The following is a 19438-nucleotide window of genomic DNA, read 5'->3' as shown; positions in this document are numbered from 1 at the left end:
TCAGTGGCGCAGGCGCGGCGGCCAGCGCCGCACCTCGCTCGCCGTTGTCCGGCGCTGCTCGGTTTCCTCGCGCCAGCGCGGAATCAGATAGCGGTCGTCCTGATCGGCATGGGCACGGCCGGCGACCAGACGCTCCCGCGCCCGGGCCCAGGCTTCCTGCGTGACATAGAGAAGCAATGTGTTCGTCAGCATGACACAATTCCACTTACTCAGATCACTGAACGAACCGCATTGTAGGAATGATGATCCTTAAGGAAGTACGACCAGTTCATGATCAACTCATGACCTGCCACACGCCGTTGAGCTGGCGGCACGCAACGGCATAGGCGCTCTCGCTGCGCCCGCCGATCTGCGCCCCGGTGTGGAACTCGCGGCAGTAGCGGCCGTCGCGCTCGAAGGTGTTGAGCGGCGTGACCCCGTAGGCAATACCGAGGTCGCCATACCAGTGTATGTGGGCGCGGTCGGGCGCATACTCGAGCACCCGGCTGACGCAATACTGGTCCAGATCGTCCATGCTGCGGCCGATCACGCTGCCGACCAGAATGCTGACCGGATCGCCGCCGATCAGCACCGGTCTTGCCTGGGTGCTGCCATTGGCGGCGACCACCGGCCCGCGGCTGATTTCCTTGAGCAGGGAGCGGCGGTCACAGGTGCCGTCCTCGATGCCGTGCGGCATCGGATAGACCGCATAGGGCATCGTCGGGGCCACCCGCGGCGGCTGCACGACATTGAGCCAGATGTAGTTGCTTTCGGAGGCGCCGGCGGCGCCGGGCACCGCCGTCGGGCCGGCGGTGGTAGCGGAGAGGGGGGGCGGATCTGCCATCGCCACCCCGGATATCACCGAGGCGACGATGGCAGCGGCCAGGCCGAGGGTGGGTCGGCGACCGGGCCGCGGCGCGGCGATGGAGGGGGTGCTCCACCACGGGGTTGAGGCAGGCATGACGCGCCGCTCCGCTAAAACCTAAAACCTGCTCACTTGTTCCTTTGCGTCTCGTGATAGAGAAGACCGCCGCCGGTGCCGATCACGCTGCCGACCAGCGCGCCAGTCAGCGTGCTGCCGGTCAGCGCACCGATCGCCGCACCGCCGGCCGCGCCGATGGCACCGCCGGACAGCGCACGCTGCTGCTGGGTATTCATCCCCGAGCAGCCTGCGACCACCAGACCGGCCAAAGCCAGTGCGGTGATGTGCGATATCTTCGGCATGCCGATCTGCACCGATGCAATCTCCTGCGTATCTGCCGCAGCCACTCCCGTTCAGGCTGCGGTGCTTCACTCCGTTGCAGGCACCTTGTGGCGATTCTCGGAAGCACGGCAACGGTTATTTGCCGGCGTCCGCGTTTTATTCGACATGTCATGTCGATATCGAACTTAGATCACGGGAAAGTCACAGACGTTAGCAGCGCATTGCTTTATGCAGCTCTCTCACGCCTCCGACTGGACCAAAAACACTGTTCCGAACCAGACGTGCCTTTCCCGCCACGCACAGCTTGCGTATCGTCCAGGGCATGCCCGCATTCTTTCGTGATTCGCGCCAGCCGCGCCGCCGCCAGCCCGCCTGGCATGCGGTCGTGGCAGGGCTGTTGCTGCCGCTGGCAGCCTGCGAAGGCTTTCCCGGTTTCGGATCACCGTCGGCGCCCATCGTCATCGAAGTGCCGGTGACGCAGACGGCGCCGGCCGCCGAGTCGGAGCCGCCCAGGCCGCCCCTGCCGGAGCGAAAACCGCTGGCGGCATTACAGGCCAGACGCAGTCAGGGTACGAACGGTTCAGATGCGCACGACGCTTCCCACGGCGCCCCGCCTGAGGAGCCCGCCGGGCATGGCGGGGAATACCACGCCGAACCGCCCCCTACGGTGACCGGGTTGAACCGGGCGGACCTGATCGACCGGTTCGGCACACCGGTGGCCGAACGGGAAGCCGCCCCGGCCCGGGTGCTGGAATTCGCCGAGGGAGACTGCGTCCTGTCCGCCTATCTTTACTTCGACACCGCACGCAACGATTTCTACGTACTGCAATATCAGGTAAACGGTATGACTGACCGTAACGAAGCCGCCGACCGCTGTCTCATGAGGATTCGCGATGCCGCTCGCCGCTGACTCGCCGCTCGTTGCCGTCGTGGACGACGATGGCCTGTTCCGTGAAACCATCTCCGCCAACCTGACCGAAGCGGGATACCGCTCGGTCACCTTCGGCGGCGGACCAGCCCTGATCGACTGGCTGGTCAAGGGCAACCGTGCCGCCGCCCTGCTGCTCGACTGGCAGATGCCCGACATGGACGGACCGGCGACGCTGGAGCGCCTGCGCGCTACCGGCCACGAACTGCCGGTGCTGTTTCTCACCGGGCTGAACCAGCCGATCTTCGAGGAGAAGGGGCTGCGGCTCGGCGCGGTCGACTTCGTCGACAAGAGCAAGAGCTTCGCCATCATCCTGCAGCGGCTGCGCATCGCGCTGGCGGGCAAGCAGCCGGCCGGCGGCGCGATGCAGCAGGGCGGCGCCAGCGGCCTCGTGCTGGACGTCGCCTCGGCGCGGGCCTCCTGGAACGGCCAGCAGGTCGAACTGACCCATGGCGAATTCAAGGTGGTGCAGCTGCTGGCGCAGCGCGTCGGCCGCGATGTCGGCTACCGCGAGATCTACGACGCCGTCCGCGGCGTCGGCTTCGAGGCGGGGCAGGGGCCCGATGGCTATCGCGCCAACGTGCGCGCGATGGTGAAGCGCATCCGGCAGAAATTCCGCGATCTCGATCCGGATTTCGACGCCATCGAAACCTATCCCGGTTTCGGTTACCGCTGGCGCCATGGCTGACAGCGCGGCGCGCTTCGGTCGCCTGCTGCGCTCGCTGAAGGTTCGCGCGCTGATTGTCGTCGCGCTGTTCGTCGCCCTGCCGCCGATTCTGTACCTGACATTCCGCCAGGCCGACCTCGACCGGCAGAAGCTGCTGCTGGAAAGCATCCGCGTCAAAGGCCTCACGGTGGGCCGCGTGCTGGAGGAACGGCTGCAGCGTGCCGACATGATCCCGCTGTTCCGGCTGGGTGAGGAACTGGCGCGGTTCCAGACCGAGGGCGTCAGCCTGCGGCTGCTGTTCCGGCCGCATGATGCGCCGCCGGATGCCGGCTTCCTCTATGTCGCCTCGGCGCCGGCGATACCCCCCGCCGAACTGGCCTGGGAGCGCGCCCGGCTGGACGAGGCCGGCGTTCTGGCCCAGCTCGGCGACAGCTGCGGCGGCGACCTGCCGCTGGCGCTGCGGGTCGATATGGCCGGCGGGACCAGCGAGATGATCACCTCGATCACGCCGGTGCGCACGCAGCGCGGCTGCTGGGCGCTGGTGGTCTCCAACGATCTGACCGACGCGGTGGAGCAGCGCCTCGGCCGGCCCTACTGGGAGGCGCCGGAAGTCCAGATCGCGGCCGCGATCTATCTCGGCTTCGCGGTGATCGTGCTGCTGATCGCCTTCGATCTCTGGCGCGGCCTGCGGCGCTTCGCCAAGACGGCGCAGGCGGTGGCCGAACGGCGCGTGGAGGGACGCTTCGTGCAGCGCAACCGGCTGCCCGAACTGGAACCGGTTGCCGCGGCATTCGACCGGATGGAAGACAGCCTGCGCGCCACTGCCGGCGAACTGCGCCAGGCGGCGGAAGAAAGTGCCCATGCCTTCAAGACGCCGCTCGGCACGATCCGTCAGGCGCTGGTTCCCCTGCGCGCGCGGATCAGCGCCGACGATCGGCGCAGCCAGCAGGCGCTGCGGGCCGCCGATGCGGCGCTCGACCGTCTCGACGCCCTGGTACGTGCATCGCGCAATCTCGACGATGCCGTCGCCGATCGTCTGGATCCGCCGCGCGAACCGGTCGATCTCGGCGCTCTGGTGGAGGATGTGGTCGAGGCGCGCAGCGCCGATGCCTCCGCTCGCGGCGTCACCCTGCGGTGCGAAACCGATGTCGACATCATTTCGCCGCGTGGCGGGCGGCTGATCGCCGACGCGCTGGGTCAGGTGATCGAGAATGCGATCAGCTTTTCACCCAAGGGCGGCACGGTGTGGGTGCGGGTGCAGCGCGGACGACGGGCCGCGATCACGGTGTCGGACGAAGGCCCTGGCGTGCCGCCGGAACTGCTGCCGCGCATCTTCGACCGCGACGCCTCCTTCCGCTCCGAGGCAAATCATTCCGACAGCACCAATTTCGGCCTCGGGCTCTGGGTTGCAAAACGCAACATGGAAGCGCTGGGTGGGCTGATCGCGGCGGCGAATCTGCCGGGCGGCGGCTTCATCGTCACGCTGGCCCTGCCGATCAACAAGCCGGCCGGCAAGCAGAACGAGAAACAGCTCAGCCGATGATGGCCGAGTCCCGGGCGCGCCGTCGCCAGGCGAAACCCAGCAGGGCGACGCCGATCATCAGCGCGAAGATGCCGATGACCCAGGTGGCGGCGACCGCAACGGCGCCGGGGAAGGCGATCAGCAGCAGCGCGAAGGCGACGAGGATGATGCCGCCCTTGCTGAGCGGCCAGTCGGGACTGACCTGCCGTTTCAGCCGCAGGCTGCCGGCGATCTCGATGATTCCGAACAGCAGGGCCCAGGCGGCGACCATGTAGAGCAGCAGCATGATGGTTGCCTGCGGCCAGAGAATGCTGATCAGTCCGATCAGGATGCCGGTAATGCCGGTGAGCGCCACGAAGCTGCGGCTCGGCTCGCCGCGGGCCATGCGCAGGCTGGCCACCAGCGCGATCAGGCCGTCTGCCAGGGCATAGGCGCCGAACAGGATCACCAGCGCGCCAAGGCTGATGCCGGGCCAGAAGATGGCGACGAGGCCGAACAGCAGGGCCGCGATGCCGCGCAGTACGATCATCCACCACAGGCGGTTCGGCATCGGCGCCGCAGCACCGGGCGGCATGCGTTCGAGCATGAGGGCCTCAGTCAGGTCACACGGTCAGGTCGCAATAACGATGATTATAGTCGTGCCGATGGTGAACTTCCATTCCCCGACGTCACGCATTGCAGTGTGCGCCATCCATGCCTAGTTTTGAAACATGACAGAGACGGATCCATTCATCGCCGGCCTGCCCAAGGCTGAACTTCATGTCCATATCGAAGGCACGCTCGAGCCGGAGCTGCTGTTCAGACTGGCGCAGCGCAACGACATCGCGCTGCCTTATGCCTCGGTGGAAGACCTGCGCCGCGCTTACAGTTTCGGCAACCTGCAGGATTTTCTCGACCTCTATTACCAGGGCATGAACGTGCTGCGGCGCGAGCCCGATTTCTACGACCTGACCATGGCCTATCTGCAGCGGGCGGCGGCGCAGAATGTCCGCTACGCGGAGATCTTCTTCGATCCGCAGGGGCATACCGAACGCGGCGTGGCGTTCCCGACGGTGATCCGCGGCATCACGCGGGCACTGAAGGATGCCGAGCAGGATCTCGGCATTACCGGACGCCTGATCCTGTGCTTCCTGCGCCATCTGGACGAGACCAGCGCCGAACGCACGCTGGACGAGGCGCTGCCCTGGCGCGAGCATTTCATCGGCATCGGCCTTGATTCCTCCGAGCGCGGACATCCGCCCTCGAAATTCCGCCGCGTCTTCTCGCGCGCCGGGGCGCTCGGCCTGCATCGCGTCGCCCATGCCGGCGAGGAAGGCCCGCCGGAATATGTCTATGAGGCCCTCGATCTGCTCGGCGTCGAGCGGATCGATCATGGCAACCGTGCGCTGGAGGATCCGGCGCTTGTGGCGCGGCTCGCCCGCGAGCAGATGCCGCTCACCGTCTGCCCCCTGTCCAACCTGCGGCTCTGCGTCGTTCGGGACATGGCGCAGCATCCGCTGCGCCGCATGCTGGAGGCAGGGCTGATGGCCACGGTCAATTCCGATGATCCGGCCTATTTCGGCGGTTACGTGAACGAGAATTACGACGCCGTGCAGCGCGCACTGGGGCTGAGCCGCGAGGAGCTGGTCACCCTGGCCGGCAACGGCTTCCGTGCCGCCTTCCTCAGCGCCGCCGAGAAGCAGCGCCATCTCGCTGCTCTGGAAGCTTACGCGACTGCTGCCTAGTGGCTTCCACCAGCCAGTCGCGGAAGGCGCGCAGGGCCGGGTCGTTGCGGCGCGCCTCGGGATAGAACAGGCAATAGGCCTGCTTGCTGCCGAGCGACTGGGGGAAGGGCACAACGAGACTGCCGTCTCGGAGTTCCTGCTCGATCAGGAAGCGCGGCACGATGGCGGCGCCCATGCCGATCACTGCCGCCTGCACCACCATGGCGAACTGCCCGTAGCGCGGCCCGAGCGGCACCGGCGGGCAGCTGATCTCCAGCGCGGCGAACCAGTCGGCCCAGGCGGAGAGGCGGGTCGACTGCTGCAGCAGGGGAATACGGAACAGGTCTTCCGGCCTGCGGATGCGGTGCCGGTCCAGCAGCGCCTTCGAGGCGACGGGAACCAGTTCTTCCTCGATCAGCCGCTCGACGACGGCGCCCGGCCAGACCGGATCGCCGAACGAGATGGCCGCGTCCAGCGGCTCGGCGGTGAAGTCAAAGCTTTCGATCCGGGTCGGCAGGTTGATGGTGATCTGCGGATGGCGGGCGGCGAAGTCGGGCAGCCGCGGGATCAGCCAGCGGGTGCCGAAGGTGGGCAGGGTGGCGATGTTCAGCGTCGCGTTGCCGCCGCGGGCGGCCATCGTGTTGACCGTCGCGGTGCCGATCCGGCCCAGCGCCTCCTGCAGTTCGCGGGCATAGGCCGCGCCGGCAGGCGTGAGGACCACCCGTTTCCGGATACGTTCGAACAGGGTAAGGCCGAGGATCTCCTCCAGCAGTTGCACCCGGCGGCTGACCGCGGCCTGGCTGATGTTCAGCTCCTTCGCGGCGGCGGTGAATCCCTGGTGCCGGGCGGCCGCCTCGAAGGCGGTCAGGGCGGATAGTGGGGGCAGGAAGCGGCGCGGCAGGGCCATAAGATTGATAACCTCCGGTTATCAAGTGATAGTCTTTTATCGTTTGCATGCCAACCGTCTCTCTGCCAGCTTGCCGGCCGGCATCCAGGGGGCTATCTCCCTGACCAGACGTGAGGAAATCGCCATGAACGCCCAGAGCTCAAGCCGGCCTGCCTTCCAGTGGGATGATCCGTTCAACCTGGAAGCTGAACTGACCGAAGAGGAGCGGCTGGTCCGTGATACGGCGCGCGATTACTGCCAGAACAAGCTGCTGCCGCGGGTGACGGAAGCCTTCCGCGAGGAGAAGACCGACCCGGCGATCTTCCGCGAGATGGGTGAACTCGGCCTGCTCGGCCCGACCATCGAGGGTTATGGCTGCGCCGGCGCATCCTATGTTGCCTATGGCCTGATCGCCCGCGAGGTGGAGGCCATCGATTCCGGCTACCGCTCGATGATGAGCGTACAGTCGAGCCTGGTGATGCATCCGATCCATGCCTATGGCACGGAGGCCCAGCGCGAGAAGTACCTGCCCAAGCTGGCGAGCGGTGAATGGATCGGCTGCTTCGGCCTGACCGAGCCCGATTACGGCTCCGATCCGGGCAGCATGAAGACCCGCGCAAAGAAGGTGGCTGGCGGCTACGAGCTCAACGGCGCCAAGATGTGGATTTCCAACTCGCCGATCGCCGACGTCTTCGTCGTCTGGGCCAAGACCGAAGACGACGTGATCCGCGGCTTCGTGCTGGAAAAGGGCATGAAGGGACTCAGCGCGCCGAAGATCCACGGCAAGCTCTCCCTGCGCGCCTCCATCACCGGCGAGATCGTGATGGACAATGTGTTCGTGCCCGATGAGAACCTGCTGCCCAACGTGCAGGGCCTGAAGGGCCCCTTCGGCTGTCTCAACAACGCCCGCTACGGCATTGCCTGGGGCGCCATGGGCGCGGCCGAGACCTGCTGGCGCCAGGCGCGGCAGTATGTGCTCGACCGCAAGCAGTTCGGCCGGCCGCTGGCGGCGAACCAGATCATCCAGCTGAAACTGGCCAACATGCAGACCGAGATCGCGCTCGGCCTCAATGCGGCCCTGCGCGTCGGCCGGCTCAAGGACCAGGGCAAGGCGGCGCCGGAGATGATCTCGCTGATCAAGCGCAACAACTGCGGCAAGGCGCTCGACATCGCCCGCATGGCGCGCGACATGCACGGCGGCAACGGCATCCATGAGGAATATCATGTGATGCGGCACCTGATGAATCTGGAGACGGTGAATACCTACGAGGGCACGCATGACGTCCATGCGCTGATCCTCGGCCGTGCCCAGACCGGCATTCAGGCCTTCTACTGATCGCCTGACGGCCGGGGGTGAAGGGAATGCGCGCGCTCGACGACATTGTCGTGCTCGATCTCAGCCGGGTTCTGGCGGGCCCCTGGTGCACGCAGAACCTGGCCGACCTCGGCGCCACCGTGATCAAGGTGGAGAAGCCGGGCGAGGGCGACGACACGCGGAAATGGGGGCCGGTCTATCTCAGGGACCCGCAGACCGGCGCGCGCGCCGATTCCGCCTATTATCTCGCGGCCAATCGCGGCAAGTATTCGATCACCGTCGACATGGCCTCGGAAGAGGGCCAGCGCATCCTGCGCGACCTGGCGAAGCAGGCCGATGTCGTCGTCGAGAACTACAAGCTCGGCGGCCTGAAGAAATACGGCCTCGACTACGACAGCCTGTCGGCGATCAATCCGCGGCTGGTCTACTGCTCGATCACCGGCTTCGGGCAGACGGGCCCCTATGCGCCGCGCGCCGGCTACGATTTCATCATCCAGGGCATGGGCGGCCTGATGAGCGTCACCGGCGAGCGGGACGACCTGCCCGGCGGCGGACCGCAGAAGGCCGGCGTTGCGCTGGCCGACGTAATGACCGGCCTGTATGCCACCATCGCCATTCTCGCCGCCCTGAACCAGCGCCACCGCAGCGGCAGGGGCCAGTATATCGACATGGCGCTGCTGGACGTGCAGGTGGCGACGCTGGCCAACCAGGCGACCTACTACCTCATCGGTGGCGAGGCTCCGGTGCGTATGGGCAACGGCCATGCCGCCATCGTGCCCTACCAGAGCTTCCCGACTGCCGACGGCCACGTGATCATCGCGGTCGGCAATGACGGCCAGTTCGCCAAGCTGGCTGACGAGCTCGGCCATCCGGAATGGAAGACCGATCCGCGCTTCGCCACCAATATCGAGCGCCTGAACCATCGCGCCGAGATCGTCGCCGCGATCGAGGCCGAGACGCGCAAGCGCACCATGGACGACCTCATCGCGGCGCTGGAGAAGCGCCATGTGCCCTGCGGTCCGATCAACACCGTTGACCGCGTCTTCGCTGACCCGCATGTCAAGGCGCGTGGCCTTCAGAAGACGGTGCCCCATACCGGGCAGGGCAGCCTGCCGTCGGTCGCCTCGCCGCTGCGGCTCTCGGATTCTCCCGTCGTTTACGACCGCGGCCCGCCCCTGCTGGGAGAGCATACCGAGACCGTGCTGCGCGAGCGGCTCGGACTGGACGACGCCACCTTGTCGACACTTCGTGACAAAGGCGTGATCTGACCGTCTGCGGGCGCCTGTCCGCGCTTGCCACGGAACGAAGCCGGCTTTTCGCGTTTAAATGCAGCGTCGCAAACCGTGGATGCTGCCATGATGCTCTCGCAGACCGAAGCCGGTGCCCTCGATCTCGAAACCGCACGCGCCTTTCTCGATGCCGTCACCATCGAGGACGCACTGTTCGAGGATCCGGAGCGGGTCGACGACTGGTATGCCGCGGTGGGCGATCTCTTCCACGCGCTGCTCTGCCTGATCGCCCTGCGCGTCCAGACCGAGAGCGGCCGAACCATTACCCTGGAGGAGATGAACGAGCGGATCCGCACGGCGCCCCATGGCTTCGCCGTCCAGGAATTCTTCGTCACCCTCGACAATGCGCCGCATTCGGCGCTGATCGCCATCCCGCCGCTGGTGAAGCGCCAGCTCTTCTCCGCCATCCTGCACGAGCTGATGGAGAATTACGTCGTCGTCGCGGTCGGCATGCTGGGCGACCAGCAGGTCATCCTGGTGGGCGAGCGCCTCTCCGATCTGGCCCGCAGCTTCGGCCTCGGCGCCCGCGCCGTCTGACCTAGCCTGCCGCAGCCAGAGACCGGCCTGCCGCCTTTCCCGGCGCCTTTCCGGGGCGGACCGGCAGGCGGGGCCGGCGGCCGTAATTGCGGTTCACGCCGCTGGCGATCGACAGCATGCGGTTGAGCGGCTGCGCCCGCACCTCGGCTTCCGGGCGGGAGCAGAACAGCTCGGCATGGAACAGGCCGTCGGCTTCCTTCCCTGCTGCGGAGATGCCGCGGGCGCCGAGCGCCTCCAGCGTGCCGCGCATCTCCTCCTCGTCGCGGAAGCGGCGCTGTACGAAGGTGGCGCCCTCGAATTTCTCGGTGACCAGCTTCTGCCGCTGCAGGGTGCGGGCGATGTCCGAATAGTCGAACATGCGCAGGACGAAGGAGGCGACCCAGGGCGCCTCGCCGTTCGCGGTGCAGACCGCCAGCTTGTCGAAGCTTCTGCTGGTGATGTAGCCGACGCAGCCCGTCGAAACGATCAGATCCACCTTGGCCAGCTCGCGGGCGGCCCATGCCGGAACCTCGTCGCGTTCCAGGTCGGCCACGATGCCGACATCGAGAATGCCGCAGGCCTCGGCATAGCTGACGGCCTCCTTCGACACATCCAGGCCGATGACGCGGATGTCGCGCCGCCGCGGCCAGGCGGCGAAGTAGTGGCGGTCGAGACTGCGGATCTCGTCGCTGCCCAGCGGCATGAAGCTCAGGGCGTCGTAGCGTTCGGTCAGCTGGTCGTACGAGACGGCATACTTCATCAGAGCGGCATTGACGCCGTAGGAGCAGCCGAGATCGAGAACGGTGATCGGACCGCCCTTGGCCCGCTGGCGCGCCTCGATCAGCTGATCGAAGACCGGCCGCGCCAGATGCGGGATCACGTAACCGAGCGTGCCGAGGGTGCGGAAATAGGCGCGCGGATCGGGCTGAACGTAGATCGCGCTGAAATCTGCCTTGCTGCGATTGATCTCGGTGAAATCGCTGCTGATCATGCTTTCTCCCCTTTGTGAAAAAATTTTTCGGTTGGCCTGCATGGGAATGCAGGCGCGCGGAAAACGATCGAATTGTCGTATGCAGCGGCACCATAAACGCTGATGCCGTCACCGCAAGCCCAAATGCCGGGTATCACCGGATTGCCGCGCTTCGTTCGCTTTTATACGCAGATGTTTGCGCTCATTCGTGCGCGAAGCGGAAGCGAACGCGCGTCAGCGTTGCGCACGTGCCGGCGCATTCACCAGATAGATGCCCGCCGCCACCAGGATCAGTGCCGCCAGCAGCGCCAGCGAGATCGGCTCGTCCAGCCAGATCGCGCCGCAGAGCACGCCGAAGACGGGCGTGAGAAACGAGAATGCCGACAGCCGCGAGACCGGATAGCGCGTCATCATCCAGAACCAGGCCAGATAGCTGACCGAGGCGACGGCGAAGATCTGGAAGCCCATCGCGCCGATCACGAACGGCGTGAGCGGAATGTCGAAATCCTCGCCGAACAGCGCGGCACCGGCGAGCAGCACCAGCGAGGATACGGCGAGCTGGTACAGCAGCGTCTTGTAGGGCGAGACCAGGCGCAGCTTCGACGCCTTGATCAGGACCGTGGTAGCGGCCCAGAGAATGGCCGCGCCGACCATCAGGGCATCGCCGAGCAGTTCCTGCGGCTGCGGCGCTGCCAGCCGGTCGGCGAAGGTGAGAATGACGCCCAGGAAGGCAAGCCCCAGTCCGGCCCACTGCAGCAGGCGGACCCGCTCTCCCGGCACGAGGAAATGCGAGCCCAGCGCGACCCAGAAGGGGGCGGTGTAGAGCAGGATCGCCGCGCGCGAGGCGCTGGTGAGCGTCAGGCCGTAGAAGATCAGCGCGAATTCGCTGCCGAACAGGATGCCGGCCCAGAGCCCCGGCACCAGGCTGCCGTCGCGGTCCAGCAGCGGGATGCGCCGCCACAGCATCCAGGCCAGCACGGCCAGGGTCGCGCCGGCCGAGCGGATGCCGGCCTGCAGCAGCGGCGGCACGAAATCGGCGACGATCTTGATGACCACCTGCTGGATGCCCCAGGTCAGGCACAGGATGGTCATGAGGCCGATGGCGAGGCCATCCAGGCGGTCTTTGCGGTCGGTCATGTCCGGGGCGTCGAGACGGGTTCTGCGGCCGATTATAGGAGGGCGGGGCATCCGCACAATCGCCATGACGATCCCGCCGATTGCCGTAGCGGCAGGCGCGCCGGCGGGTTTGACGCCTCCGGCGTTTCATGCCCTATTTGGGCGACAAGAAGAGACCGCCGCAGCCTGCCTGCGCCATCAGTCCGGGGAGCGCCATGAACCTGAATTTCACGCCCGAAGAGCTTGCCTTCCGCGACGAGGTGCGCCGTTTCATCGACGAGAATTTCGACGACGAGATGCGCGCCGCGATGAAGAAGACGCGGACCGGCTACATCGCCAAGCATCTCCATATCCGCTGGCAGAAGAAGCTGAACGAGAAGGGCTGGCTGGCGCCGAACTGGCCGCAGGAATATGGCGGTCCGGGCTGGACCGCGGTGCAGCGCTACATCTTCGACCAGGAGATGGGCTCCGCCGGCGCGCCGATCGTCGTGCCCTTCGGCCCGCGCATGCTGGCGCCGGTGATCATGAAGTTCGGCACCGAGGCGCAGAAGAAGAAGTATCTGCCCGACATCCTCGCTAGCAACACCTGGTGGTGCCAGGGCTATTCCGAGCCGGGCGCGGGCTCCGACCTTGCCTCGCTGCAGATGAAATGCGAGGACAAGGGCGACCATTTCCTCTGCAACGGCAGCAAGATCTGGACCTCGGAAGCCCAGCATGCCGACATGATCTTCTGCCTGGTGCGCACGGCGCAGACGAAGAAGCCCCAGGAAGGCATCTCCTTCATCCTGATCGACATGAAGTCGCCCGGCGTTACCGTGGCGCCGATCGTCACCATCGACGAGCCCACCGAGGGCATGCAGGAGGTCAATCAGGTCTTCTTCGATGACGTGAAGGTGCCGAAGGAGAATCTGGTCGGCGAACTGAACCAGGGCTGGACCTGCGCCAAATACCTGCTGGAATTCGAGCGCGGCAACGCCTATTCCGCCGGCCTGAAGCGGCATCTCGCCCATGTGCGGCGGATCGCGCAGGCGGAGAGCCGTGGTGGCGGCAACCCGCTGATCGAGGATCCGTCCTTCGCCGCGCGGCTTGCCCAGACCGAAATCGACATCATGGCGCTGGAAATGACCGAGCTGCGCATCCTCGGCCAGCTGCGCGGCGGCCAGAATGTCGGCGCCGCCTCCTCGATCCTGAAGACCCGCGGCACCGAGCTGCAGCAGGCGGTGACGGAACTGGCGGCGGATGCCATTGGCTATTACGCCGCGCCGTTCACGCCGCTTTACGAGGGCGGCAACGAGCCGGGCATCGGGCCCGATTACGCCGACGGCGTCGCCGCGCGCTATCTGAACATGCGCAAGGTGACGATCTACGCCGGCTCCAACGAGATCCAGCGCAACATCATGTCCAAGCTGATCCTGGGGCTCTGACGGTCTTCAGGCGGCGGCCGGCGACGGCTGCCGCCATTGCCGCAGCAGCAGCCAGCTGACGATGGTCACGTTCATCAGGTTCCAGGCGACGCCGTTGACCAGCGCCGCCTTGTACGAGCCCGTGAGGTCGTAGATCGCGCCCGACAGCCAGCCGCCCAGGGCCATGCCGGCCAGCGTCGCCGAGATCGCGAGGCTGACGCGGAAGCCGGCCTGCGCGGCGGGGAAATGCTCGCGGATGATGAAGGCATAGCTAGGCACGATGCCGCCCTGCACCAGGCCGAACATGGCCGAGATGATGTAGAGCGAGGCCAGGCCGTCGAAGGGAATGTAGAAGGCGAGAGCCGCGCCCTGCAGCACGGCGCCGAGCAGCAGCGTGGCAAGGCCGCCGATCCGGTCGAGAATCCAGCCCGAGGCCAGCCGGCTGACGATGCCGAAGCCCAGCATCAGCGCCAGCATCTCGGCGCCGCGGGCCGGGCCGTAACCGAGATCGACGCAGTAGGCGACGATGTGGACCTGCGGCATCGACATGGCGACGCAGCAGCCGAGTCCGGCGACGACCAGCAGAGCCTGCAGGACGTTCGGCGGCAGTCCCAGCGGCCGCCCGGAAGAGGGCTGGGGATTGGCGGCCGTCGGCACCGGTGCGGCCTGTTTCGGCGGCGGCCGGCGCAGCATCAGCGACAGCGGCAGCATCGTGAGCAGGCAGAAGGCGGCGATCCAGAGATGGGTCTCGCGCCAGCCGATCTCGGCAATGAAATGCTCCAGCACCGGCGGCCAGATCGTGCCGGACACGTAATTGCCGCTGGCGCAGAGACCCATGGCGAGGCCGCGGCGCCGGTCGAACCACATCGAGGTGTCGGCCAGCAGGGGCGCAAAGAAGGCCGAGCCGCCCAGCAGGCCGATCAGCAGGCCATAGAGCAGGGCGAAGGACAGGATGCTGCCGGCAAAGGCGGTGGAGGCATAGCCGGCTGCCAGCGCCAGGGTGGCGCCGATCACCGGCACGATGATGCCGAAACGGTCGGCCAGCCGGCCCATCAGCACGGTGCCGAAGACGAAGCCGATCATTGCCAGAGCGTAGGGCATGGAGGCATCGGCGCGGGCGACGCCGAACTCGGCCTGCACCGCTGGCAGGGCGACGACGATCGACCACATGCCGACGCCGCCGATGGTGCCGAGCGCGATCGCGGCGACGAGGCGGGCCCAGGCGTAGCGGGATTCGATTTCACTCATGGGCCGAGTCTACCGGTTGCGGAAAGGGATGGACATGATCGGCCCGGCGAGGCTAAAGGACGGATCAGTCTTCACTCTCCGGTGCGGCACTGCAAGGCGCAATGACCGATTCCCCCGAGAAACAGTCCGCCCCGGCGATGCTGCGGCGCAACTTTGGCCTCGGCATCGCCAACGGCACGCTGGTGGATGCGAGCGACCAGATCGCCAGCGCCAATATCGTCGTGCCCTGGCTGCTGCATGCCCTTGGTGCCTTCCCGTTCATCTCATCGGCGGCCGTGCCGCTTGTCCGCGCCGGCCAGCTGGCGGCCGGCATTGCCGCCGGTCCGGTCGTCGTGCGCGCACCACTGGCCAAGCAGCTGGTCGGCGGGGCGACGCTGGTAAAGGCCGCGGCACTTGCCGGCATGGCGCTGGCGGCTTGGCTGCTGCCGCCGCTACCCGCCATCGCCGTGATCATTGCCCTGCTGCTTCTGGTCGGCATTGCCAATGGCCTTGGGGGCCTCGGTTTCCGCCAGCTTGCCGCCAAGGCCATTCCCGCCGAGCGGCGCGGCGCCCTGCTGGCGCTGCGGCTCGCGGCGGGCGGCGGGCTGACGGTCATCCTGCTGCTCTTCTTCTATCTGCAGCATGACACGCCGCGCAGCCTCGACGGCTATGGCTGGAAGCTGCTGCTCGGCGCCGCCTGCCTGGTGCTCGGCGCCCTCGCCATCCTGCTCTTTTTCGAAGTCCGCGGTGCCCGCGGCGGAACGTCTCCCTCGCTTGCCGATGGCTGGCGGCTGACGAAGACCTCGCCCTGGTTCCGGCGCTATCTCTCGATGCGCGCGGTCGCACAGACCATCGATATGGCGGTGCCGTTCTTTGCCATGCATGCGGCCAACGTCACCGATGCGTCCCACGCTCTCGGCCTCTTTGTCGCAGCCTCCACGATCGGTGGCGCGCTGGCGGGGCTCGGTCTTGCGCGCGTTCTCGACCGTCATGTGCATCTCGTGCTGCGCGCGGCGCCGCTGCTTGCGCTTGCCGCGACTGCCTATGCCTTTTTGCTCGACGCCCATCTTGGCTGGCGCACGGCGGAGGCTTACGCCCCGGTTTTCTTTGTCGCCGCGGTGGCGGGCCAGTCCTACTGGCTGGCCTGCGACACGCTGGCGCTGCGGCATCTCACGCTGGCCGAGCTGCCGGCGGGCAGCGGCCTGGCCGGAGCGGTCGCGAGCGTCTCGGCCATGGTGATGGCCTTCGTGTTCGGCCTGATCGCCCATGGCAGCCACATGCTGGCGTCGCTTGCCGCGCTCGCCCTGCTGCTTGTGCTGTCGCTGCTGTATGTCGAGCGGGTCATCCGCCTGCCGGCCCGGGCCGCGGCGCAGGCGGCATAAAAAAAGACCCCAGTCGCCACGTTCGGGCGGCGAGAGGGGCCATCAAGTCAAAGGGAGGAAACACCCAAAAGGGCCGAGCCCGGCAGCGCCGGTCTCGCGCGGGGGTGTACTGCGGTACGGCTGCGGCCGGAAGGTTGGAATCCGGTAACCCGGTGAATGCGGCGGCTCAGGCCAGCCAGCGCTTGCGGCGGCGGTAATGCTTCACGGCGTGGTAATCCACCCGACCGGCACCGCCGAGGTAGAATTCCTGCACGTCGGGATTGGCTTTCAGCGTTTCGGCGCTGCCGCTCATCACCACGCGGCCGTTCTCGATCAGATAGGCATGGTCGACGATTTCGAGCGCCGCGGTGGCATTCTGCTCGACCAGCAGGACGCCCATCCCGCGCTCGCGGTTGATCCGGCTGATCGTGCCGAAGATTTCGTCCACCAGATAGGGCGCGAGCCCGAGGCTCGGTTCGTCCAGCATCAGCAGCTTGGGTTCCGTCATCAGCGCGCGGCCGATGGCCAGCATCTGCTGCTCGCCGCCCGAGAGATAGCCCGCCTTGGCATTGGCGCGCTGGCCCAGGCGCGGGAAAAAGGCGAACACCATCTCCATCAGCTCGGCGACCTTCTGCCGGCTGCGGTGCATGGAGGCGGCGGCAATGAGATTTTCCGCCGGCGTGAGATGGCCGAAGACGCGGCGGCCTTCCAGCACCTGGACGATGCCGAGCCGCACGCGCTGCGGCGCTGAAAGCGCGGCGATATCCTGTCCCTGGAACAGGATATTGCCGCGCGTCACTTCTCCGCGTTCGGGTTTCAGCAGGCCCGAGACGGTCTTGAGGGTCGTGCTCTTACCGGCGCCGTTGGCTCCGAGGAGGGCAACCGCGCCTCCCTCGGGTACCGTCAGCGAGACGCCCTTGATCGCCTGGAAGACGCGATCGTAGGCGACTTCGATGTTTTCCAGCGCCAGCAGCACGGTCATTTCCCCGACGTCTTGAACTCTTCCGCGTTCTTGCGGACCAGCTCCCAGACGAGATCCTGGGACGCCGCATACCAGTCGGTCTTCGGCACCCACTTGGAGCCGTCCCACTGGGAGATGCGGCCCTTGCCGCCGCCCTGATGGTCCTTGGCGGTGATGGTCACCGGCGGGATCAGTCCCTGGGCATCGAAATCCTTGATGCTCTCGAGGCCGGCCTTGAGCTGGGCGCCGGTGAGCGGACCGTTCGGATTCTTCTCCAGCGCGAGCCGGATGCCTTCCGCGACCAGCGCAGCGCCGGCGACGCCGATGTTGTAGTAGGTCGAGCCCACCTTGGCGGCCGGTCCCGCGCCTTTGCCCTTGGCGACGACTTCCGTCTCGATCGCCTTGATCACGGCGGCATCCTTGCCGTAGGCGGCACCCTCGAAGCGCAGTACGCCCTTCGAGGCCTCCTTGCCGGCGATTTCCGTGTCAACCTCGGAGAGCCAGATCACCGACAGCAGGCGGTCGAGCTTGATGCCGTTGCGGATGGCTTCGCGCAGCGAAACGGTCTGGCCGCCGCCGGCGCCCCAGATCACCGTCCAGTCCGGCTGGAAGCGGCGCACCGCCGTCCAGGTCGCCGACTGCTCGTTGCCCGGCGAGGGATAGGGGTAGATACCGAGCTCATAGCCTTCCTTCTCGGCCAGCGCCTGGAAGATCGGCTGCGGCTCGCGGCCGAAGGGCGAGTCGATGCCGACCAGCGCGATCTTCTTGCCCTTCAGGTTCCCTTTTTCCTGCTCCTTGATGTACTGCAGGATGTTCGTTGCCTGCGACCAGTAGAGCGGCGTCATGGGGAAGATGTAGGGGAAGGTCTCGCCATCCGCTGCATCCGAGCGGCCATGGAACAGGGTCAGCATGTTGACCTGATCCTTCAGCGCGCGCGGCACCACGGCGCGCGACACCGGCGTGGACAGGAAGTCCACCAGCACCGCGCCTTCATTCTTCATGCGCTCGTAGGCCTCGATGCCGCGCTGCGGCTGGTTGGCGGTATCGACCACTTCAGCCTGGATCTTGTGGCCCTTGATGCCGCCGCGCTCGTTGATCAGCGTGAAATAGTCCCGCTGGCCCTGGTTGTAGTCCGAGGTGACGAAGGTATAGACGGCGGTGAAATCCTGGGCGAGGCCGATCTTGATGACCTTGTCCTGTGCCATAGCGCTGCCGGTCGTGACGGCCAAGGCCGCCGCTCCCAGCAGGTTCAATGCAATCCTGTTCATGGCGTTCTCCCTTCACTCTGTGGTTATGGTTTTACGCAACTCAACGCCTCACCGGCGGGCATGCCGGAAAGGCCACACCAGAAAATAATTGCGGATATTGTCGTAGATCTTGGCGAGGCCGAGCGGCTCGAACAGCAGGAAGCCGACGATCAGGCCGCCGTAGAGGATCAGCGGAATGAGGGCGAGCACTTCCGGCGACAGCGACAGGCCGATCGCAGCCACGAACCAGCCGACGAAGTTGTTCAGCACGATGGGGGCCAGCAGCACCAGCGCCGCGCCGAAGAAGCTGCCGAGGATCGAACCCATGCCGCCGACGATCACCATGGCGACCGCCTGGATCGAAACGTCGAGATGGAACTGCTCCGGGGTCACGGCGCGGTAATAGCAGAAGGCCAGCACCGCGCCGGACACGCCGCCGAGGAAGGACGAGACCCAGAAGGCCACCAGCTTGTAGTAGAACGGATTGACGCCGATGATCGCGGCCGCGAAATCCTTCTCCCGCACGGCGACCAGCGCGCGGCCGAAGCTGGTGCGCTTCACGTTGAGCATGAAGATCGTCACCAGCGCACAGACGGCGAGCGCCACCCAGTAGCGGCCGGCATCCGAATCGACGGGGAAGCCGAGAATGCGAATCACCGGGGTCTGCAGGGTGGCCTGGCTGCCGCCGCTGATCGCCGGCACATGCGAGATGATCCAGTCGATCATGTACTGCATGGCCAGCGTGGAGACCGCGAGATAGAGGCCCTTCACCCGCAGTGCCGCCGCGCCGAAGATCATGCCGATCAGGGCGGAAAGCAGGCCGGCGAGCAGCAGCGCCAGTTCGAAAGGAACGCCGGCGCGGGCGAGATGGATGGCGCTGTAGGCGCCGATCGCCATAACCGCGGCGAAGCCGAGATGGATCTGCCCGGCCCAGCCCATCAGCAGATTGAGCGACAGGGCGGCCGTGGCCCAGATGATCCAGGGCAGCATGTAGCTGCCGAGATAGAGCGGAGACAGATAGAACGGCGCGGTAATGCCGAGGATGACCGCCGCGATGACGAGATAGCGGTCGAAGGGCACCGGCCAGAGCTGGCGGTCGGCCGCGTAGGAGACGTGCTTGATGCCGGAGAGGCGGTAGAACATC

20 protein-coding genes are annotated in these 19438 nt (G+C 66.5%); 9 read left to right on the top strand and 11 right to left on the bottom strand.

Features of this window, described 5'->3' with window-relative positions; translation table 11 throughout:
• The 3 genes from VKZ87_RS06900 to VKZ87_RS06890 all read right to left on the bottom strand — a co-directional run bounded on the left by VKZ87_RS06900 (position 1) and on the right by VKZ87_RS06890 (position 1248).
• A complete protein-coding gene (locus VKZ87_RS06900; protein WP_324220512.1) occupies positions 1–192 on the bottom strand; it encodes a hypothetical protein in 192 nt (63 codons plus the stop codon).
• A gap of 82 nt (positions 193–274) precedes the next feature.
• Entirely contained in the window at positions 275–940 is a 666-nt protein-coding gene (locus tag VKZ87_RS06895) for a hypothetical protein (protein ID WP_324220511.1), read from the bottom strand.
• A 32-nt stretch (positions 941–972) separates the two neighbouring features.
• Entirely contained in the window at positions 973–1248 is a 276-nt protein-coding gene (locus VKZ87_RS06890) for a YMGG-like glycine zipper-containing protein (RefSeq protein ID WP_324220510.1), read from the bottom strand.
• A 239-nt stretch (positions 1249–1487) separates the two neighbouring features.
• On the opposite strand from VKZ87_RS06890, the gene VKZ87_RS06885 reads away from it, so the two are divergent.
• The 3 genes from VKZ87_RS06885 to VKZ87_RS06875 are packed head-to-tail and all read left to right on the top strand — an operon-like array spanning position 1488 to position 4321.
• Positions 1488–2093, top strand: coding sequence for a hypothetical protein (locus tag VKZ87_RS06885; protein WP_324220509.1), 606 nt, complete (start codon positions 1488–1490; stop codon positions 2091–2093).
• The gene (locus VKZ87_RS06880; protein ID WP_324220508.1) at positions 2077–2799 is read left to right on the top strand and encodes a response regulator transcription factor; all 723 of its coding nucleotides are present in this window, start codon (positions 2077–2079) and stop codon (positions 2797–2799) included. Before VKZ87_RS06885 ends, VKZ87_RS06880 begins: the two co-directional genes overlap by 17 nt.
• Positions 2792–4321 (top strand): sensor histidine kinase, encoded by a 1530-nt coding sequence (locus VKZ87_RS06875; RefSeq protein ID WP_324220507.1) that lies wholly within the window; start codon positions 2792–2794, stop codon positions 4319–4321. The genes VKZ87_RS06880 and VKZ87_RS06875 overlap by 8 nt, the downstream gene beginning before the upstream one ends.
• Here VKZ87_RS06875 and VKZ87_RS06870 read toward each other — a convergent pair.
• The gene (locus VKZ87_RS06870) at positions 4311–4886 is read right to left on the bottom strand and encodes an HdeD family acid-resistance protein (protein WP_324220506.1); all 576 of its coding nucleotides are present in this window, start codon (positions 4884–4886) and stop codon (positions 4311–4313) included. The genes VKZ87_RS06875 and VKZ87_RS06870 overlap by 11 nt on opposite strands.
• Positions 4887–5010: 124 nt before the next feature.
• Between VKZ87_RS06870 and VKZ87_RS06865 the strand changes: the two genes are divergently transcribed.
• Positions 5011–6024 (top strand): adenosine deaminase, encoded by a 1014-nt coding sequence (locus VKZ87_RS06865; RefSeq protein WP_324220505.1) that lies wholly within the window; start codon positions 5011–5013, stop codon positions 6022–6024.
• Here the strand turns inward: VKZ87_RS06865 and gcvA are convergent.
• Positions 5963–6910: a transcriptional regulator GcvA gene (gcvA, locus tag VKZ87_RS06860; RefSeq protein WP_324220504.1), complete on the bottom strand. Its 948-nt coding sequence runs from the start codon at positions 6908–6910 to the stop codon at positions 5963–5965. The two genes, VKZ87_RS06865 and gcvA, sit on opposite strands and share 62 nt — an antisense overlap.
• Before the next feature lie 124 nt (positions 6911–7034).
• Here gcvA and VKZ87_RS06855 point away from each other — a divergent pair, with 124 nt between their 5' ends.
• The 3 genes from VKZ87_RS06855 to VKZ87_RS06845 all read left to right on the top strand — a co-directional run bounded on the left by VKZ87_RS06855 (position 7035) and on the right by VKZ87_RS06845 (position 10030).
• Positions 7035–8225 (top strand): acyl-CoA dehydrogenase, encoded by a 1191-nt coding sequence (locus VKZ87_RS06855; protein WP_324220503.1) that lies wholly within the window; start codon positions 7035–7037, stop codon positions 8223–8225.
• 26 nt (positions 8226–8251) lie between these two features.
• Positions 8252–9472, top strand: coding sequence for a CaiB/BaiF CoA-transferase family protein (locus tag VKZ87_RS06850; RefSeq protein WP_324220502.1), 1221 nt, complete (start codon positions 8252–8254; stop codon positions 9470–9472).
• Positions 9473–9559: 87 nt separating this feature from the next.
• Positions 9560–10030 carry a hypothetical protein gene (locus VKZ87_RS06845; protein WP_324220501.1) on the top strand — a complete coding sequence of 157 codons (471 nt, stop codon included), beginning with the start codon at positions 9560–9562 and terminating at the stop codon, positions 10028–10030.
• A gap of 1 nt (position 10031) precedes the next feature.
• Here VKZ87_RS06845 and VKZ87_RS06840 read toward each other — a convergent pair whose 3' ends face one another.
• Together VKZ87_RS06840 and VKZ87_RS06835 are read right to left on the bottom strand one after the other, a co-directional pair.
• Positions 10032–11000 carry a hypothetical protein gene (locus tag VKZ87_RS06840; RefSeq protein WP_324220500.1) on the bottom strand — a complete coding sequence of 323 codons (969 nt, stop codon included), beginning with the start codon at positions 10998–11000 and terminating at the stop codon, positions 10032–10034.
• Between the two features lie 213 nt (positions 11001–11213).
• Positions 11214–12116, bottom strand: coding sequence for a DMT family transporter (locus VKZ87_RS06835; protein ID WP_324220499.1), 903 nt, complete (start codon positions 12114–12116; stop codon positions 11214–11216).
• A 194-nt stretch (positions 12117–12310) separates the two neighbouring features.
• Between VKZ87_RS06835 and VKZ87_RS06830 the strand changes: the two genes are divergently transcribed.
• Positions 12311–13519 carry an acyl-CoA dehydrogenase family protein gene (locus VKZ87_RS06830; protein WP_324220498.1) on the top strand — a complete coding sequence of 403 codons (1209 nt, stop codon included), beginning with the start codon at positions 12311–12313 and terminating at the stop codon, positions 13517–13519.
• A 6-nt stretch (positions 13520–13525) separates the two neighbouring features.
• On the opposite strand, the gene VKZ87_RS06825 is transcribed toward VKZ87_RS06830, so the two are convergent.
• A complete protein-coding gene (locus tag VKZ87_RS06825; protein WP_324220497.1) occupies positions 13526–14746 on the bottom strand; it encodes an MFS transporter in 1221 nt (406 codons plus the stop codon).
• Positions 14747–14847: 101 nt separating this feature from the next.
• On the opposite strand from VKZ87_RS06825, the gene VKZ87_RS06820 reads away from it, so the two are divergent.
• Complete coding sequence (locus tag VKZ87_RS06820) at positions 14848–16107, top strand: hypothetical protein (RefSeq protein WP_324220496.1); 1260 nt, start codon at positions 14848–14850, stop codon at positions 16105–16107.
• A gap of 166 nt (positions 16108–16273) precedes the next feature.
• On the opposite strand, the gene VKZ87_RS06815 is transcribed toward VKZ87_RS06820, so the two are convergent.
• The 3 genes from VKZ87_RS06815 to VKZ87_RS06805 are packed head-to-tail and all read right to left on the bottom strand — an operon-like array spanning position 16274 to position 19437.
• Positions 16274–17068 carry an ABC transporter ATP-binding protein gene (locus tag VKZ87_RS06815; RefSeq protein WP_298728400.1) on the bottom strand — a complete coding sequence of 265 codons (795 nt, stop codon included), beginning with the start codon at positions 17066–17068 and terminating at the stop codon, positions 16274–16276.
• Positions 17065–18315, bottom strand: coding sequence for an ABC transporter substrate-binding protein (locus tag VKZ87_RS06810; RefSeq protein ID WP_298728398.1), 1251 nt, complete (start codon positions 18313–18315; stop codon positions 17065–17067). Before VKZ87_RS06810 ends, VKZ87_RS06815 begins: the two co-directional genes overlap by 4 nt.
• Positions 18316–18363: 48 nt before the next feature.
• Positions 18364–19437, bottom strand: a complete 1074-nt coding sequence (locus VKZ87_RS06805) for a branched-chain amino acid ABC transporter permease (RefSeq protein ID WP_298728396.1) — start codon at positions 19435–19437, stop codon at positions 18364–18366.
• Position 19438: the final 1 nt, after the last annotated feature.

The sequence above is a fragment of the Ferrovibrio sp. genome, from assembly GCF_035304305.1.
Taxonomy (GTDB): domain Bacteria; phylum Pseudomonadota; class Alphaproteobacteria; order Ferrovibrionales; family Ferrovibrionaceae; genus Ferrovibrio.
Note: the sequence above shows the minus strand (reverse complement) of the source record. Positions and strands in the feature narration are given on the sequence as shown.

Coding starts and splice junctions, on each gene's coding strand:
- VKZ87_RS06845 (WP_324220501.1), top strand. CDS start 9,560: ATGATGCTCTCGCAGACCGAAGCCGGTGCCCTCGATCTCGAAACCGCA.
- VKZ87_RS06825 (WP_324220497.1), bottom strand. CDS start 14,746: ATGAGTGAAATCGAATCCCGCTACGCCTGGGCCCGCCTCGTCGCCGCG.
- VKZ87_RS06810 (WP_298728398.1), bottom strand. CDS start 18,315: ATGAACAGGATTGCATTGAACCTGCTGGGAGCGGCGGCCTTGGCCGTC.
- VKZ87_RS06830 (WP_324220498.1), top strand. CDS start 12,311: ATGAACCTGAATTTCACGCCCGAAGAGCTTGCCTTCCGCGACGAGGTG.
- VKZ87_RS06870 (WP_324220506.1), bottom strand. CDS start 4,886: ATGCTCGAACGCATGCCGCCCGGTGCTGCGGCGCCGATGCCGAACCGC.
- VKZ87_RS06840 (WP_324220500.1), bottom strand. CDS start 11,000: ATGATCAGCAGCGATTTCACCGAGATCAATCGCAGCAAGGCAGATTTC.
- VKZ87_RS06865 (WP_324220505.1), top strand. CDS start 5,011: ATGACAGAGACGGATCCATTCATCGCCGGCCTGCCCAAGGCTGAACTT.
- VKZ87_RS06855 (WP_324220503.1), top strand. CDS start 7,035: ATGAACGCCCAGAGCTCAAGCCGGCCTGCCTTCCAGTGGGATGATCCG.
- VKZ87_RS06815 (WP_298728400.1), bottom strand. CDS start 17,068: ATGACCGTGCTGCTGGCGCTGGAAAACATCGAAGTCGCCTACGATCGC.
- VKZ87_RS06835 (WP_324220499.1), bottom strand. CDS start 12,116: ATGACCGACCGCAAAGACCGCCTGGATGGCCTCGCCATCGGCCTCATG.
- VKZ87_RS06820 (WP_324220496.1), top strand. CDS start 14,848: ATGACCGATTCCCCCGAGAAACAGTCCGCCCCGGCGATGCTGCGGCGC.
- VKZ87_RS06880 (WP_324220508.1), top strand. CDS start 2,077: ATGCCGCTCGCCGCTGACTCGCCGCTCGTTGCCGTCGTGGACGACGAT.
- VKZ87_RS06805 (WP_298728396.1), bottom strand. CDS start 19,437: ATGTTCTACCGCCTCTCCGGCATCAAGCACGTCTCCTACGCGGCCGAC.
- VKZ87_RS06900 (WP_324220512.1), bottom strand. CDS start 192: ATGCTGACGAACACATTGCTTCTCTATGTCACGCAGGAAGCCTGGGCC.
- gcvA (WP_324220504.1), bottom strand. CDS start 6,910: ATGGCCCTGCCGCGCCGCTTCCTGCCCCCACTATCCGCCCTGACCGCC.
- VKZ87_RS06875 (WP_324220507.1), top strand. CDS start 2,792: ATGGCTGACAGCGCGGCGCGCTTCGGTCGCCTGCTGCGCTCGCTGAAG.
- VKZ87_RS06895 (WP_324220511.1), bottom strand. CDS start 940: ATGCCTGCCTCAACCCCGTGGTGGAGCACCCCCTCCATCGCCGCGCCG.
- VKZ87_RS06850 (WP_324220502.1), top strand. CDS start 8,252: ATGCGCGCGCTCGACGACATTGTCGTGCTCGATCTCAGCCGGGTTCTG.